Source organism: Devosia rhodophyticola (genome assembly GCF_028816475.1).
Lineage (GTDB): Bacteria > Pseudomonadota > Alphaproteobacteria > Rhizobiales > Devosiaceae > Devosia > Devosia rhodophyticola.
Map to the genome: position 1 here is coordinate 2,517,180 of NZ_CP118247.1, position 15,290 is coordinate 2,532,469.

General features: G+C 57.9%; 19 protein-coding genes. 6 read left to right on the forward strand and 13 right to left on the reverse strand.

What is annotated here, in order from left to right; genetic code table 11:
- Positions 1-32: 32 nt before the first annotated feature.
- From pth to lgt, 8 genes are all read right to left on the reverse strand, one after another.
- Entirely contained in the window at positions 33-728 is a 696-nt protein-coding gene (gene pth / locus PSQ90_RS12320) for an aminoacyl-tRNA hydrolase (protein ID WP_282210591.1), read from the reverse strand.
- 71 nt (positions 729-799) lie between these two features.
- The gene (locus PSQ90_RS12325; protein WP_282210592.1) at positions 800-1,450 is read right to left on the reverse strand and encodes a 50S ribosomal protein L25/general stress protein Ctc; all 651 of its coding nucleotides are present in this window, start codon (positions 1,448-1,450) and stop codon (positions 800-802) included.
- Positions 1,451-1,586: 136 nt separating this feature from the next.
- On the reverse strand, positions 1,587-2,834 hold the full coding sequence (locus PSQ90_RS12330; protein WP_282210593.1) for an RNA polymerase sigma factor: 1,248 nt from the start codon (positions 2,832-2,834) through the stop codon (positions 1,587-1,589).
- 105 nt (positions 2,835-2,939) lie between these two features.
- Positions 2,940-3,299, reverse strand: coding sequence for a YciI family protein (locus PSQ90_RS12335; protein WP_328517504.1), 360 nt, complete (start codon positions 3,297-3,299; stop codon positions 2,940-2,942).
- A 198-nt stretch (positions 3,300-3,497) separates the two neighbouring features.
- Positions 3,498-4,430, reverse strand: a complete 933-nt coding sequence (locus PSQ90_RS12340) for a ribose-phosphate pyrophosphokinase (RefSeq protein WP_282210594.1) — start codon at positions 4,428-4,430, stop codon at positions 3,498-3,500.
- A gap of 106 nt (positions 4,431-4,536) precedes the next feature.
- Positions 4,537-5,313 (reverse strand): peptidoglycan editing factor PgeF, encoded by a 777-nt coding sequence (pgeF, locus tag PSQ90_RS12345; protein WP_282210595.1) that lies wholly within the window; start codon positions 5,311-5,313, stop codon positions 4,537-4,539.
- Positions 5,313-6,395 carry a class I SAM-dependent methyltransferase gene (locus PSQ90_RS12350; RefSeq protein ID WP_282210596.1) on the reverse strand — a complete coding sequence of 361 codons (1,083 nt, stop codon included), beginning with the start codon at positions 6,393-6,395 and terminating at the stop codon, positions 5,313-5,315. The genes pgeF and PSQ90_RS12350 overlap by 1 nt, the downstream gene beginning before the upstream one ends.
- On the reverse strand, positions 6,385-7,200 hold the full coding sequence (gene lgt / locus PSQ90_RS12355) for a prolipoprotein diacylglyceryl transferase (protein ID WP_282210597.1): 816 nt from the start codon (positions 7,198-7,200) through the stop codon (positions 6,385-6,387). The genes PSQ90_RS12350 and lgt overlap by 11 nt, the downstream gene beginning before the upstream one ends.
- A gap of 120 nt (positions 7,201-7,320) precedes the next feature.
- Between lgt and PSQ90_RS12360 the strand changes: the two genes are divergently transcribed.
- The 4 genes from PSQ90_RS12360 (at position 7,321) to proC (ending at position 9,862) form a co-directional block, all read left to right on the forward strand.
- The gene (locus PSQ90_RS12360) at positions 7,321-7,572 is read left to right on the forward strand and encodes an accessory factor UbiK family protein (protein ID WP_282210598.1); all 252 of its coding nucleotides are present in this window, start codon (positions 7,321-7,323) and stop codon (positions 7,570-7,572) included.
- A 2-nt stretch (positions 7,573-7,574) separates the two neighbouring features.
- The gene (locus tag PSQ90_RS12365) at positions 7,575-8,297 is read left to right on the forward strand and encodes a metallophosphoesterase family protein (RefSeq protein ID WP_282210599.1); all 723 of its coding nucleotides are present in this window, start codon (positions 7,575-7,577) and stop codon (positions 8,295-8,297) included.
- Between the two features lie 243 nt (positions 8,298-8,540).
- Positions 8,541-9,041: a type III secretion system chaperone family protein gene (locus PSQ90_RS12370; protein ID WP_282210600.1), complete on the forward strand. Its 501-nt coding sequence runs from the start codon at positions 8,541-8,543 to the stop codon at positions 9,039-9,041.
- Positions 9,038-9,862: a pyrroline-5-carboxylate reductase gene (gene proC, locus PSQ90_RS12375; RefSeq protein ID WP_282210601.1), complete on the forward strand. Its 825-nt coding sequence runs from the start codon at positions 9,038-9,040 to the stop codon at positions 9,860-9,862. The genes PSQ90_RS12370 and proC overlap by 4 nt, the downstream gene beginning before the upstream one ends.
- A gap of 8 nt (positions 9,863-9,870) precedes the next feature.
- Here the strand turns inward: proC and PSQ90_RS12380 are convergent, their stop codons facing one another.
- A complete protein-coding gene (locus PSQ90_RS12380; protein ID WP_407648119.1) occupies positions 9,871-10,383 on the reverse strand; it encodes a MarR family winged helix-turn-helix transcriptional regulator in 513 nt (170 codons plus the stop codon).
- Between the two features lie 137 nt (positions 10,384-10,520).
- On the opposite strand from PSQ90_RS12380, the gene PSQ90_RS12385 reads away from it, so the two are divergent.
- Entirely contained in the window at positions 10,521-11,411 is an 891-nt protein-coding gene (locus PSQ90_RS12385; RefSeq protein ID WP_282210602.1) for a branched-chain amino acid aminotransferase, read from the forward strand.
- Positions 11,412-11,465: 54 nt separating this feature from the next.
- On the opposite strand, the gene PSQ90_RS12390 is transcribed toward PSQ90_RS12385, so the two are convergent.
- Genes PSQ90_RS12390 through pgsA form a run of 3 tightly spaced genes read right to left on the reverse strand, consistent with a single transcriptional unit; the run spans position 11,466 to position 12,731 of the window.
- Positions 11,466-11,912 carry a molybdenum cofactor biosynthesis protein MoaE gene (locus PSQ90_RS12390; protein WP_282210603.1) on the reverse strand — a complete coding sequence of 149 codons (447 nt, stop codon included), beginning with the start codon at positions 11,910-11,912 and terminating at the stop codon, positions 11,466-11,468.
- Between the two features lies 1 nt (position 11,913).
- Entirely contained in the window at positions 11,914-12,165 is a 252-nt protein-coding gene (moaD, locus tag PSQ90_RS12395; RefSeq protein WP_282210604.1) for a molybdopterin converting factor subunit 1, read from the reverse strand.
- Complete coding sequence (pgsA, locus tag PSQ90_RS12400) at positions 12,162-12,731, reverse strand: CDP-diacylglycerol--glycerol-3-phosphate 3-phosphatidyltransferase (protein WP_282210605.1); 570 nt, start codon at positions 12,729-12,731, stop codon at positions 12,162-12,164. The genes moaD and pgsA overlap by 4 nt, the downstream gene beginning before the upstream one ends.
- 208 nt (positions 12,732-12,939) lie before the next feature.
- Here pgsA and gnd point away from each other — a divergent pair, with 208 nt between their 5' ends.
- Complete coding sequence (gnd, locus tag PSQ90_RS12405) at positions 12,940-13,956, forward strand: phosphogluconate dehydrogenase (NAD(+)-dependent, decarboxylating) (RefSeq protein WP_282210606.1); 1,017 nt, start codon at positions 12,940-12,942, stop codon at positions 13,954-13,956.
- Positions 13,957-14,071: 115 nt separating this feature from the next.
- On the opposite strand, the gene PSQ90_RS12410 is transcribed toward gnd, so the two are convergent.
- Positions 14,072-15,145 carry a 3-deoxy-7-phosphoheptulonate synthase gene (locus PSQ90_RS12410; protein ID WP_282210607.1) on the reverse strand — a complete coding sequence of 358 codons (1,074 nt, stop codon included), beginning with the start codon at positions 15,143-15,145 and terminating at the stop codon, positions 14,072-14,074.
- Between the last annotated feature and the right edge of the window lie 145 nt (positions 15,146-15,290).

Below are 15,290 nucleotides of genomic sequence, written 5' to 3' on the forward strand. Positions count from 1 at the left end.
TCGATCCAATCGTCGGTTTTGGTAGAGGGGAGTTAGCCGTCGCCGAACAGCTTTTTGAGCATTGCAGCCATTGGGCCTGAGCTTGGTGCAGGTACCGCCGGTTTAGTGGAGCGGGCCTGACGGATGTGGGATTGAGCTTTGGAAGCCTGTTTTGGCTCTGCGTCGGGTTTGGTGGCCAGAGCAATCTTGTTCATGAAGCCGGCGTCATCGCCTTTGACCAGAAGTCCGATATTTTTGGCAATCGCATCCAGCAAAGGGTCGAGCCAGACCTGATCAGCCTTGGCGAAGTCGCCCAGAACATGATGGGTGACAAACTCCTTGCCGGGATGGCCGATGCCGAGGCGGACACGTTTGTAGTTGAGGCCCAGTTGGGGATCGATGGAGCGCAGTCCATTGTGGCCGCCATTGCCGCCGCCGATCTTGACGCGGATCTTACCGGGGACCAGATCAAGTTCGTCATAGAGGACGATGACGTCTTCGGGCGCAATTTTGAAGAATTTCGCGGCCGCCGCGACGCTATCGCCGGAACGGTTCATGAAGGTTTGGGGTTTGAGCAACAGGGTACGTTGACCGTCAATTTCGCCGTCGGCCAAATGGCCGTTGTGCTTGGAACGAAAAGAGGTAAAGCCGTGTTGGCGCGCAATTTGGTCGGCGGCCATGAAGCCAATGTTGTGGCGGTTTTGACGATACTGATCGCCGGGATTGCCCAATCCAACGACAAGTTTCACGAGCGCTCTCCCAAAATGGCAGGAGGCGACCCACGGGCCGCCTCCAATTGATTAACAATTCCGCGTGGGGATTATTCCTTGTCGTCTTCGTCGGCTTCTTCTGCAGCAGCGTCGGCTTCATCTGCTTCCGCGTCGGCATCGCCGGAAGACTTAAGCGCCGAAGGCGCAACGATCGTGGCGATAGTCGCGTCGTCTTCATGGCTGTGGTCAAGAACGCCCTTGGGCAACGTGATCGAAGACATGTGGACGGTGTCGCCGATTTCGAGGCCGGTCAGGTCGACAGTGATCTCTTCGGGAATATTGTCGGCGCTCACATTCAAGTCGAGCGTGTGGTGCACAATGTTGAGCGTGCCGCCGCGCTTGAGGCCGGGGCTGGCTTCTTCATTGATAAAATTCACATGCACCTGAACATTGAGCTTTGTGCCCTTGCCGACGCGCAGAAAATCAACGTGCATCGCAAAATCCTTGACCGGATCAAGCTGATAATCACGCGGGATCACCTGATGCTTCTCGCCTTCAACATCAAGCGTGAGGATGTGAGAGAGAAAGCCGCCTGAATAGATGCTCTTCATTGCATCCTTGTAGGCAATCGAAATGGTGACGGGGGGCTTCTTGTTGCCGTAGATAACAGCAGGGATTTTACCCTGACGACGCAATTCACGAGCGGCCCCCTTGCCGACAAGCGAACGCGCCTGAGCCTTAAGCTCTTTAGTCGCAGCCATGGAACTATCCATTCTGGTTGGTGTATGGGCCATTACAACGCCATACGCGCCCGTCCTCCAGGGGTGACGAGCGCTTCATGGGGCGGCTATAGCCCAAAGCGGGGGACTGGGCAAGTAGATGGTGCAGGTGGATCAGTTATCCGTCGCGCAACCCAACAATTTGTTGCCGCAAATATTGGCGCACTGCTTCGTCGCTCGACAGACCAATCGCCAGGGTCAAGGCCTCATAGGCGTCGTCCTTGTATCCGGCTCGGGCCGCCAGATGTCCACGTGTGGCCCAGTATGGCTGATAGTCGGCCATGCGCTTGTCGGCAGCCAGGGCCACAATTGCCTGGTGGGCGACGATGGGCCCCTTGGTTTCAGCAAGCGCTGCTATGTGGTTGAGCGCCACAACGGGAGAGGCGACGATCGTCTGCAAATGCTCGTAGAGCGCGACGATGGCGGGCCAACTGGTTTGGCCGGAAAGGCGACGGGCGGTGTGGGCCGACTGGATCGCGGCTTCGATCTGGTAACGTCCGCTGGGGCCCGCGCGATTTGCCTGATGCAGGAGTGTTTCGGCCTGACCTATCCGATGGACGTCCCAAAGCGCGGTGTTCTGCTGCTCGAGCGGTACAAAAGCGCCGTCGGCGTCGCGGCGGGCCGAGCGGCGCGCCTCGGCGTAAAGCATCAAGGCCAGCATGCCCTTGGCTTCGGGCTCGTCGGGTAGCAGTTGCACGGTTAGTTCGCCCAACCAAACAGCCTCTTCGACCAATTGTGGTGTGTCGCCGGGTTCAATCTCGTTCCAGCCCCTGGCATAGGCGGCATAAACCGCCTCGAGAACTGCGTCGAGTCTTTCGGGCAGGTCCTGGCGCTCAGGCAGGGAAAAGGCGATGCCAAGGTTTTTTATCCGGGCTTTGGCTCGCACCAGACGCTGACCCATGGTGGCGGGCGAAATCATGAGTGCTGCCGCGACATCGTGAGCCGGCAGGCCAAGAATTGTTTGCAGGATCAAGGGGGTGCGCATGGCGCACTCGATTTCTGGATGGGCGCACGCGAACATCAGGGCCAGACGCCGGTCCGGTATTTCGGCAGGCGCTGCCGTGGCGGCCTCGATTTCTTCGGCCATGAGACTTAGATGCTCCATGCCCTTCTGGCGCGTCTGGTGGCGGCGCAGGGCGTCGGTTTGACGGTGGCGGGCGACAGTCAACAACCATGCATCGGGATTTTCGGGGATGCCTTCGCTCGGCCAGAGCCGGAGGGCGGCGGCAAAGGCGTCTGCCAGCGCATCCTCGGCGCCCGGAAGGTCACGAGTACGGGCCGCCAGAAATGCAACAAGACGGCCGTAGCTTTGTCGTGCAATCTGCTCGGCGACGCGATGGCTGCCATGATTGAGGTCGTTAGGCATCAGTCTTTGCGGCCAGCAGCAACGGGCGCACACATAAAATACCTCCAAATTGTACATCGGGTGCCAACACCCGATGCACGTCAGCGAACCGGCTTCCTGGCGGCTTTATTCGGCGCGCGTTGGCCAGATGGGGCGCACTTCGATGGTGCCCAAACGGGCGGCGGGGCAGCGAGCCGCCCACTGAACGGCTTCATCGATGCCAGACACGTCGATCATGTAATAGCCGCCCAATTGTTCGCGCGTTTCGGCGTAGGGGCCATCCAGAACCTGGGTGCCATCTTCGCCGACCCTGACGCTGGCGGCCTCTTTCGTGGGCCGCAGGCGTTCGCCGCCGAGCAATACGCCGGCTTTCGCCATGGCATTGTTATAAGCATGATAATCGGGGCTCATGCCGGTTTCATCGACAACAGTGGCAGCGCTCATTTTTGATTCATCGCCGTGGATCAGCAGTAAATACTTCATCATGGTCTCCTTGAAGGGCACGGAGCGAAATGCCCCGATATTACAATGACGCGGCGGAGAGGCCAATTTCTACTTCTGGAGAGATCTATTTGTGCTCGACGTGAGTGGGCGGCCAGAATTTCAATCTGCCCCCGGTTGCCGACGGCAGTTTTCCGCCCGATTGATCGTGCGGCATTTGGACGAATGGAACAGAAACTGCGCCTAGTCGAGCAGGCTGGAGACGCTTTGCTCGCTGGCGGTACGGGCAACGGCTTCGCCGATCAGGGGCGCGATGGGGACGCGGCGAATATTGGGAGCCTTGGCAGTCTCTTCGGTTTCTTCGATGGAATCGGTTATGACCAGTTCCTTGAGTTTGGATGCGGCAACCCGCTCGGCGGCACTGTTGGAAAGGACGCCATGGGTAATATAGGCGGAAACGTCGAGTGCCCCGGCTTTGAGCAGGGCTTCAGCCGCATTGATCAGCGTGCCGCCAGAATCGACGATATCGTCGATCAGGATGCAATGCTGGCCCGAGACATCACCGATGATATTCATGACTTCGGAGACACCGGCGCGAGGACGGCGTTTGTCGACAATTGCCAGATCCGCGCCGATGCGCTGGGCGATGGCGCGCGCACGGGCGACCCCGCCGACGTCAGGCGACACGATCATCAGGTTGGATGTGTCGTAATGGTCCTGAATGTCGCGGGTCATGACTGGTGCCGAATAGAGATTGTCGGCAGGAATATCAAAAAAGCCCTGTATCTGGGCCGCGTGTAAATCGAGCGTGATAACGCGATTGACGCCAGCTTCGGTGAGCAGATTGGCTACGAGCTTGGCGGAAATGGGGGTGCGGGAGGCAGATTTTCTATCCTGCCGAGCATAGCCGAAATAGGGCATGACCGCTGTGATCCGTCGAGCCGAGGAGCGTCGCAGCGCGTCGGTGATGATCAGCAGTTCCATCAAATTGTCATTGGCGGGAAAGCTGGTTGACTGGAGGATGAAGACATCTTCTCCGCGCACATTCTCGTGCACCTCGACGTAAATTTCCTTGTCGGCAAATCGTTTGACCGTACAATCGGTCAAGGGAAGTTCAAGGTAACTGGCGACAGCCTGAGCGAGGGCACGATTGGAATTGCCAGTCACCAGCTTCATAGCGCGATCCTGTGGTCATGTCGGGCCGGGAAAGGCGGCCCCTCCAGTTTCGAGGCAAGCTCTATAGTGTGTAGAGTGCAATCACAATGTCACAATTGGTAGAATGCTAAATTTTCTCCAGTCCGATCAAGGCGATCTGTCGTCCGGTGGTTTGGGCCGCATGGGTGGCATGGCGATGGGAAAAGTAGCGGTCAGGCGCACCATAGGTGCAAATTGCCAGATCCTGGATGGTGCCGACGCCGCTGTTGGCGAGTTCGCTGGCAACAAAGCCCGGCAGATCGAAGTGTTCGCGACCATTGCGGGGCGTGACAAAAAACTGCTGGCCATCGGGATGGCTCGCCAGAAAATCGGTCATGAATTGGGGGCCAACTTCATAGTTGCCCTGACTGATGGTCGGGCCAATCGCGGCAACCATTCGGGCAGGATTTGCCCCGAGCGCGACCATTGCTGCAACCGTATTGGCGATAATGCCATCGGCAGCGCCTTTCCAGCCCGCATGGGCGGCGCCAATGATTCTGGCAGTCGGATCAATCAGAAGGATCGGGGTGCAATCGGCTGTCAGGATGCCGAGCAATCGGCCCGGTACGTTGGTCACGAGGGCATCTGCCTCCCGCAACCCGTCGGCGTCCCGCTTTTCCGACCGGGTTATGACATTGTTGGAATGGGTCTGGCGGAGCGTTGCCATGGCATCGGGCGAAAAATTGAGGGCTTTGGCCGCGCGGGCGCGGTTTTCCGCCACATGTGCGCCATCGTCTCCAGTTGAAACGGACATGTTGAGGCTATTGAACGGGGCGGGTGAGATACCACCCTGTCGGCCAAAAAACGCGTGGCGAAGACCCGGAATTCCAACAAGTGCCGGCGCGGTATCAAAGGGCGGTATCATCAATAAAAGCCGGGTGGAGTGAGGCCGGGACTGGCGGCGCAAAATGCCTTGAACAGGGTGCCCATCTGGTTAGCGTCGGTCAGGCGCGCGCTGGCGGCGGCAAGATCGGTCGCAGCGCTGGGGTTGGCCAGACTGAGGGCTTTGGTGCGATCAGTAAGACCGAGGCGATCCAGAAAACTGGCTTGGGTCGCCAGCGGGTGAACGTTGAGACCCGACTTGGCCGCAACATTGCCCAGCGCTTCAAAATCGACATGGGCAGAAAGATCAATGGCGCCGGGATTGTCCAGCACGTTTGCAAAACCGTGCCGGGCAACACCTTGTAGCGTCTCGCCGGTTTGCGTCTGGTTGTAGCCATAGTCGATGGTCAGAATGGCGCCGCCCTGCGTGGATACGGTTCGCGCCAACCGCGACATGACCTCGCCACCCGCCAAGGCCACCTCGAAGACGCTATGAATTTCTGCGTCCTGAACGACGTCGGGCAAGGCGGCGTTGGGAATGGGGGTGGGGGAAAGCCCGAAAACCAGATTGTCACCTTCCAGGCCAATGACGCGCTCGTGCCATCCGTTTTCACCGCGCACGAACTGCCGGATGGGCAATGCATCAAAAAACTCATTGGCGATCACCAGCAGTGGTCCGTCGCCGACTTTGTCCAGTGCATCGACCCATTGCGGCCCGTAGGGCTCGAGGCGCGCATGCTGTTCGGCGATCAGAGCGGGATTGGTTTCGAACAGGCGAAGATCGAGTCCGTCCCGAAAACCTTCAGCCCGGCAGGCGACGCGCAATATATCGGCCATCAATGTGCCGCGCCCGGGGCCGAGTTCCATTAGGGTAAAGGCCTTGGGCGAGCCCATCTGCTGCCACAGATTGACAACGTAAAAGCCGATCAACTCTCCGAACATCTGGCTGATTTCGGGCGCGGTGATGAAATCACCTGCGGTTCCAAGCGGATCAGCATTCTTGTAGTAGCCCATCGCGGGGTGAGTCAGACAAAGACCCATAAAATTGGCAACGGACATCGGGCCATTGGCGCGAATTTGGGTCGCGATCAGGTCGGGCAATGTTGGTTTGGGTTCAGCGGCCATGTTTTTTCCTCATGGCGAACAGGGCGATCCCGATACCCGCAAGTAGCAGCGGCAGGCTGAGGACCATGCCCATTGTGAGCCAACCACCATAAATATAGCCCAATTGCACGTCTGGCAGGCGCACGAACTCCACCGCGATGCGCGACATTGAGTAACCAATAGCGAAAATGCCCGCGACAAGTCCGGGGCGCCGCAGACCGTAGCCAACATGGGTCACAATTCTGATGACGAGGAAGAGCAATAGTCCTTCAAGCGCTGCTTCATAGAGCTGGCTGGGATGGCGTGGCACCTGCATCGGATCGGTCGGAAAAATAACGCCCCATGGCAGGCTGGTTGGGGCGCCATAAAGTTCGGCATTGATGAAATTGGCAACGCGGCCAAGAAAGATGCCAATGGTTGCGGCCGTGCCCAATAAATCGAGCGATGACAGCAGGTTGCCGCCCTTGGAGCGGGTAAACAACAGTACCGCCAGACAGATACCGATCATGCCGCCATGGTAGGACATGCCGCCATCCCAGATAGCGAAGGCTTCAAGCGGATTGCCCATATAGTAGGGCAGATTGTAAAACAGCACATAGCCAATGCGGCCGCCAATAACGATGCCCAGAACCGCCCAGAAAGCGAAGTCGAACACGTCATCGGGGGCAAAGGGCGGGGCGTTGTTGGCCCACAATGATTTGCGGGCGAGCAAGAAACGGCCATAAAGCGCGCCTAGACCAACGCCACCAAGATAGGCGAGCGCATACCAGCGAATTGCAAAGGGGCCGATGGCCAGAGCGATGGGATCGATATTGGGAAAGGGCAATGTAGGCTCCGCTGAACTTGCCGGACAATTGCCGCTTCGCCTGCTCTGGTCAAGTCAGAGATGCTCGCCTACATATTCGCCATGGCGTCCGTGGACGCAATTTTACATGCAAGGTGTGCGATGAGCCAGAACAACAAAGTTTTTGACGGCCTGGGCCGGGTCATGAATGAAGCTGCCGGGGTTGCAGACGGATTGCGGCGCGAAGTCGAAACGGCGGTAAAATCGCAGGGACAACGGATCGTGGCCGATATGGATCTGGTCAAGCGGGCCGACTTTGATGCGCTGCGCGAATTGGTGCAGGTTCAAAGCGAGGAGATTGATCAGCTGCGCAAGGATATCGACGCCCTGAAGTCCACCAGGAAGGCCAAATAGGTTTGCGTTTCGCCGTTATTTCGGATGTGCACGGCAACGGGCTGGCGCTCGATGCCGTATTGACTGATATTGCTGTTCAAGGCGTTGATGCGACGCTTTGTCTGGGCGACCATGTGAGCGGACCGATGGATCCGGGCGCGGTGGCTGAACGATTGATGGGTCTGAGCGGATCAATGATCCGTGGCAATCATGATCGCTGGGTGAGCGAAACCGAGCCGGACGCACTCGATCCGGTTGACGGATTTGCCCGCGCAAAACTGGCGCCGCGCCATCTGCTGTGGCTTTCGGGGCTACCCGACACCGCGGTGTTCAATGGCGAAGTGTTTCTCTGCCATGGTACGCCGCAAAGCGACACCGAGGTTTGGCTCGACAATTATTGGCAGGGTCGGCAGTCCACCCTGCCTGATCCCGATACTATTCTGGGGCACGCGGCGGGGATCGACTACCCGATCATTTTGTGTGGGCACACTCATATTGCCCGTTCGGTGCGGTTGCCCGATGGTCGCCGCATAATCAATCCGGGCAGCGTTGGCTTGCAGCTGGTGCACGGTTCGCCCGATGCGCGCTACGCGATCATCGAGAGGCGGGCAGGGCGCTGGCTGACCAGCATCCGGGTTGTGGAATATGATTGCGCCGCTGCCGCGCGGCAAGCGGTGGCCAATGGCTTCAAACAATGGGCGCCCGCTTTGGCAACCGGATGGGTGGGGCCTGAAGGGTTGTTCTAAAGGTCACACCGACCTGTCGATGGTGCTGGCGTTAACCAAGCGTTAACCATGTTGGTCCGATCATCCACAAGAGATTAGTGTCCTTTGCTGGGTGTGCGTCCCCTGAATCAGTGGCGCAGTGTAGGGTTAAAAGATCAGGACGATTCGTAGGCTCAGGCGTGCGGCAAGTTCAATTAGTATCCCATGCGTAGGCCATCAAGGACGGTGGCTTTCAAACACGAATTGCCAGGACGGGTATCGTCAATGTCACTTCTGCAGATCGAGCCCGACCGGATCGTACATCCGGTTGATATCATCGAGCACATCGCCAATATCAACGACTGGACGTTTGAACGTCAGGGCGCTGATGAGATCTCGATTTCCGTTCGCGGAGGTTGGAGCGATTATCACGTGTCGTTCAATTGGATGGAAGACCTTGAGTCTTTGCATATCGCCTGTGCTTTTGATCTCAAGGTGCCCGACGGGCGCCGCAATGAAATCAAGCAATTAATCGCCATGATCAATGAGCAATTGTGGATCGGGCATTTCGACATCTGGAACAAGGAAGGCGTTGTCCTGTTCCGCAATTCACACCTGTTGACCGGCGGCGCGGAGGTTACTCCCCAGCAGTGCGAAGCGCTTTTGCGCTCGGCCAGTGACAGCTGTGATCTCTATTATCAGGCGTTTCAGTTCGTTGTCTGGGCTGGCAAGAGTGCCCCCGATGCACTTAGCCACGTCATGTTCGAGACAGTCGGGGAAGCATGAGCGCGATTGATTTGACCGATGTTGGCCCTATCGTCTTGCTTGGCGCTGGCAAGATGGGCATGGCGCTGGTGCGCGGCTGGCTTGATGCTGGGCTCAAACCTGAAAATCTGGTTCTGGTGTCGCCGCGTCCCAAGCCCGACCTGATAGAGTATGCCGCCCAAAAAGGCGTTCAGTTGATGCCTGCCATGGATGGCACGGTGCCACGCGTTCTCGTGCTGGCGGTCAAGCCGCAAGTCTTGCGCACCATATTGGGCGAGATCGCGCCGACGATTGACTCAAAAACCCTCGTACTTTCAGTAGCAGCAGGCATTTCGATGCTGGCACTTACTGAAGGGTTGAAGACAAAGCGCGTCATCCGGACGATGCCCAACACACCCTCCCAGGTTGGCAAGGGTGTCACTGGATTGGTGCCGGCAGACATTGATACTGCAGACCGCGAAATTGCTCAGGCGCTTTTTGCTGCGTCGGGCGCTGTTGTCTGGCTCAAGAACGAAGCTGAGCTGGATGCACTGACCGGTGTCTCTGGCTCGGGGCCGGCCTATGTGTTTCACCTCGTGGAGGCGCTCAGCGAGGCAGCCCGCCGGCATGGGTTGAGCGATGACGTTGCTGACCTTCTGGGGCGCCAGACGGTCATTGGCGCCGCAGCGCTCATGGAGGCTGATTCTGCCTCGGCCGAACAACTGCGCATCAATGTAACCTCGCCAAAAGGCACGACGGCTGCCGCCTTGGCTATATTGATGGGCGAGGGTGGTTTTGTTGATCTGGTCGACAAGGCCGTGGCTGCCGCTCGGGCGCGCAGCGCGGAAATCGGCCGCGAATAGTATCCTGACTAGAGATTTTGCGTCAGGCTAAGACGATCAAGCCTTGGCCGATCGCTTTTCTCGACCATGCTGGCCAGAAAACCGCGCACAATCCTGTCCGAGCCGGGGGGCAAGCTGGCAATGGCAGCCTCAATGCGGCTCGCCTGACTTTTTGACAGGATCGCAAAGAACTCGCGCCCCTTGTCGGTGGCGTAAAGCAGACGCTGGCGACGGTCCATCGGCCCGGTCTGCTGTTCAACATAACCGTTATCAATCAATTGGCGCAGGACGCGAGCCAGGCTCTGCTTGGTGATCTTGAGAATGTCGAGCAGGTCAGCCACCGGCATGCCCGGCTTGAGATTGACGAAATAGAGTACCCGATGGTGGGCGCGCCCAAAGCCCTGGCGCTCCAGCAAGGCGTCGGCATCACCCACGAAATCCCGATAGGCAAAGAAAAACAGGCCCATGATATCGAGCGGTAAAGGCTTGGCGCTTCCGGAATTTATGTCAGCTATGTTGACATTTATTTTATTCACTGCCATTGTTGCCCCACAAAGATGTCGACGTTTCTTATCCCGCAGCTGTTGTTGTTTGCCAAGGGTCAGGTCGTCGGGCATGATCAAAGCAATGGGTTTTGGTGGGAAGCCAGCCCTGAATTAAAGCAATGTGGGAGAGGATCATGGCGGGCCTGCCAATGGATCAGCGCGATGGTTGGATTTGGTATGATGGCGCAATGGTGCCATGGGGGGATGCCAAGGTGCATGTGCTGACCCATGGATTGCACTATGCCAGCAGCGTATTTGAAGGCGAACGCGCTTATGGTGGCGAAATTTTCAAGCTGCGTGAGCACACGGATCGATTGATATTTTCGGCCGACACGCTCGACTTCGAACTTCCTTATTCGGCCGATGAGATCGACGAGGCGTGCCGTCAGGTATTGGCGAAAAACAGTCTGGTTGATGCCTATGTGCGGCCCGTCGCGTGGCGCGGCTCGGAAGAGCTCAGCGTCCCCGCCCGCAACAACAAGGTGCATCTGGCAATTGCTGCCTGGGTCTGGCCGAGCTATTTTTCGCCTGAGGAAAAGCTCAAGGGTATTCGTCTGGAATGGAGCAAGTGGCGGCGTCCGTCGCCGGAAACCATCCCCTGCAAGGCCAAGGCAGCCGGGCTTTATATGATTTGCACGCTGTCCAAGCATGCGGCGATGGACAATGGCTTTGCCGACGCCTTGATGCTGGACTATCGCGGCTATGTTGCTGAAGCAACCGGCGCCAATGTGTTCTTTGTCAAAGGCAAAGAAATCACGACGCCGAAGCCGGATTGTTTCCTTGACGGCATCACGCGTCGGACGCTGATCGATCTGGCCAAGCGCAATGGCTACACGGTTACCGAACGGCACATGAAGCCCGAAGAGTTGGGCCAGTTTGACGAATGTTTCCTGACGGGTACGGCGGCGGAAGTAACGCCCGTATCTCTGATCGGCGATGTGGCGTTTACGCCTGGGGAAGCCTGCCGTACATTGATGGATGCCTATAGCGTCGAAGTTCAGCCCAAGAAGGCCGCAGCTGAATAGACTGTTTGGTCGCCAAGTCTAAAGCCGGACCCCGCGTGTCCGGCTTTTTTGTGACTATTTCCAGCGCGCCTTGGCGCGGTCATCTGCGGATTTGGCGTCGACCCATTTGGTGCCTGTCGGTCCGGTTTCCTTTTTCCAGAAGGGGGCATCGGTCTTGAGATAATCCATCAGGAACTGCGCCCCTTCAAATGCTGCCTCGCGGTGAGGGGACATTGTCATGACCTGAACGATGGGGTCGCCGGGAACCATGGTGCCATAACGGTGAATGATCGTGGCCGCCAGTAACTCAAAGCGGGTCAAGCCTTGGGCCAAAATGGTCTCAACTTGATTGATGGCCAGGTCGGGATAGCATTCCAGCATTAGGGAGGTGATGGGATCGCTCGGGCTTGACCGGACCAGACCGGTAAAGGTCACCACTGCCCCTGCGCTGTTATGCTCTTTCAGAAAGAGATTGGTCTGCCCGCCGGGATCAAATCCATGCGCGATTACCCTGACGGTCATATCATCCCCCGGTCATTGGCGGGAAAAAGGCAATGGTATGCGCATCGGCAATCGGGGCGTCATGATCGACGATCTGGGCGTTTACTGCGGCGCGGATCAGCTTGCGGTTTTCAAAAGCCAGCGCGATGGCTTCGTCGTTCTGTGCAAGCCAGTCAATCAGATCGGCAACGGTTTTGACATGTTCAGGCGGCTCAACCTGCTGTTGGCTGCGATCCAACCGCTCGCGCAGCCAGGCAAAGTATAGGATATTCATGGAGTATCACCGGACAGATGGGGCCAGCTGGCGCGGAAATACTGAATGCCGGTCCATAATGTCAGAACGGCCGCCAGCCAAATCAGCGCCGTACCGATAACATCGAGGACGGGCATGGCCGGCACCAGCAACAATATTGCGATAGCGATCAACTGCGTCGTCGTCTTCCACTTGGCCAGCATTGATACGGGTAGCACGACTTTGGTGTTGCCCAAGAATTCACGCAGGCCGGAAATGAAGATTTCGCGAAACAGAATGGTGCAGGCGGGTATGAGGTCCAGCGCGCTCAATGTGTGGTCATAGGCCAGGACAACCAGCATGACGCCAACCAGAAGCTTATCTGCAATCGGGTCAAGCATCCGTCCGAGCGGCGAGGTCTGGTTCCATTTGCGGGCCAGATAGCCATCGACCCAGTCGCTGGCTGCTGCCAAAACATAGAGCACCAATGCGAATAATCGCAGGCCGGGGTCTGCCATGATCACAAGCCAGGCAATCACGGGGATTGCCACAATGCGGGCGATGGTGATCAGGTTTGGAATCGAGGTTATTTGGGACGCATTTGCCATGAGCGGAGACAATAGGAAGCGCGCCGAGCGGTCAAGGCGCGATTTCCTTGATGTTAACGTCGAAATCTGGCCAAAAATTGTTAGGGTGCGACATGATTGCGATCGCCTGATAAATTTTGCATGCGCCACCAAATAGGCAAGCAGATATGAAACACAAGTGTGGTGCGTATTTAGCCGCCCACCAGTTCAATTAACCAGAGGCAACAAGATGCAACTTGCAATGATCGGTCTAGGGCGCATGGGCGCCAACATGGTGCGGCGTCTGTTGAAGGCTGGCCATGAATGTGTGGTGTTCGATCTTGACCCGGCCAATGTTTCCGCCCTCGTCGACGTGGGGGCTGTCGGCGCGACCTCAATGGAAGATGCCGTAGCCAAGGTCGGCAAAACCGGTGCCGTGTGGTTGATGCTACCTGCGGCGGTGGTTGGTCCGACTGTCGAGAAGCTGGCCGACATGATGCAGGCGGGCGGCATCATCATTGATGGGGGAAATTCGTTTTATCATGACGATATCGACCGCGGCGAAGCTTTGGCGGCGCGCGGGATCAACTATCTCGATGTGGGTACCAGCGGCGGCGTGTGGGGTCTTGATCGCGGTTATTGCCTGATGATTGGCGGCCCGGTCGAGGCGGTCAAACGGCTTGATGCCGTATTCGCGGCGCTTGCCCCTGGTCTAGACAGAGGCGCAGTCCCTCCTGTCGATGCGCAAAGCACCGCCTATCTGGGCTATTTGCATTGTGGACCAACCGGGGCGGGCCATTATACCAAGATGGTGCACAACGGCATCGAATACGGGGTCATGGCGGCCTATGCTGAAGGTATCAACATTCTCAAGGCGGCGAACGAGGGCAAGGGTACGCGTGAGGTTGACGCCGAAACGACGCCCCTGCGTCACCCCAAATATTATCAGTTTGATATTGATCTGTCCGAAGTTGCCGAAGTCTGGCGTCATGGCAGCGTTATCGGTTCGTGGCTGCTGGATTTGACTGCACAGGCGCTCAAGGCCGACGAGGGGCTGACTGGCTTTGGTGGCCGGGTTTCGGACTCGGGCGAGGGACGCTGGACCCTGCAGGCGGCGATTGAAACGGGCGTGCCAGCTCCTGTCCTGTCTTCGGCCCTGTTTGGCCGGTTCAGCTCGCGCGGCGAATCTGAATTTGCCGATCGGTTGCTTTCGGCAATGCGACTGGCATTTGGCGGGCATCTGGAAAAACCGGAATCCGATGAGTAGCCAAACGGTTGAAGAGGCGGGCCAGGGCCAGCGCTGCCTCTTCCTTAGGATAGTCTTCTGGATATTTGTCCTCGCAGTATAGGCCGGGCACCGGGCCCGGCCCGACTTTGGGTGCCTAGGCGACGGCGCGGGCGATGACTTTGCGCCGTGCGCTCACGGCGTCGGCAAGATTATCGAGCACGGTGACGGTGGTTTCCCAATCGATGCAGCCATCGGTAATGGACTGGCCATAGGTCAGGGTCTTGCCGGGGGCCAAATCCTGCCGCCCTGCGATCAGGTTCGATTCGATCATCGTGCCGATGATGCGCTGATCGCCAGCGGCTAGTTGGGTGCCGACGTTGGCGAGAACCAATGGTTGGTTTTCAGGCTTCTTGTGGCTGTTGGCGTGGCTGGCATCGACCATTATGGCGGGCCGCACCCCGGCTTGGCTCATTTCCACTGCCACGGCCTCCACACTCTGGGCGTCGTAGTTCGGCGCTGTGCCGCCGCGCAGGATGATATGGCAGTCTTCATTGCCGCTCGTCGAGGCGATGGCTGAGCGGCCATTCTTGGTGACGGCCAGGAAATGATGGGGTTGGCTCGCGGAGCGCATGGCATCGAGCGCGATGCGGACATTGCCATCGGTCCCATTCTTGAAGCCAATAGCGCAGGAGGTGCCCGAGGCCAGTTCACGATGGATCTGGCTTTCGGTAGTGCGCGCGCCAATAGCCGCCCAGGAGACGAGATCTGCCAGATATTGCGGGGTGGTCATGTCGAGGAATTCGCAGGCGGCGGGCAAGCCGAGATTGTTGATCTCGAGTAAGAGATTACGCGCCAAGCGCAGGCCCTGATCGATCTGGAAGCTGCCATCGAGACCGGGATCGTTGATCAGGCCTTTCCAGCCGACAGTGGTGCGCGGTTTCTCGAAGTAAACCCGCATGATGATTTCGAGCCGGTCACCGAGCGTTTCGCGCAGGGCCGCCAGTTTTCGGGCGTAGTCGAGTGCGGCATCGGGGTCGTGGATCGAACAGGGGCCGACGATTACGGTGAGGCGATCATCGTGACCATGCAGGATATTGTGAACGGCGTGTCGGGCGCTAAGGACGGTACGGGTGGCAGGGTCAGTGCGGGGGAATTCGCGCATGACATCGATCGGGGTACTTAGTTCACGAATATCAAGGATACGGAGGTCGTCGGTGGATTTCAGCACGGTCGTGGCTCCTGATTGGGGACCAACCGGCGACAAAAAAGCCGCCAGTTGAGGCTGGCGGCGGCTTTTGGGATGATTATTTGACTTGGTTGTTTAGATCAAGCGCGTCCCTGCCTCCGCCAGTATCGGATAGCTAAAATACCAA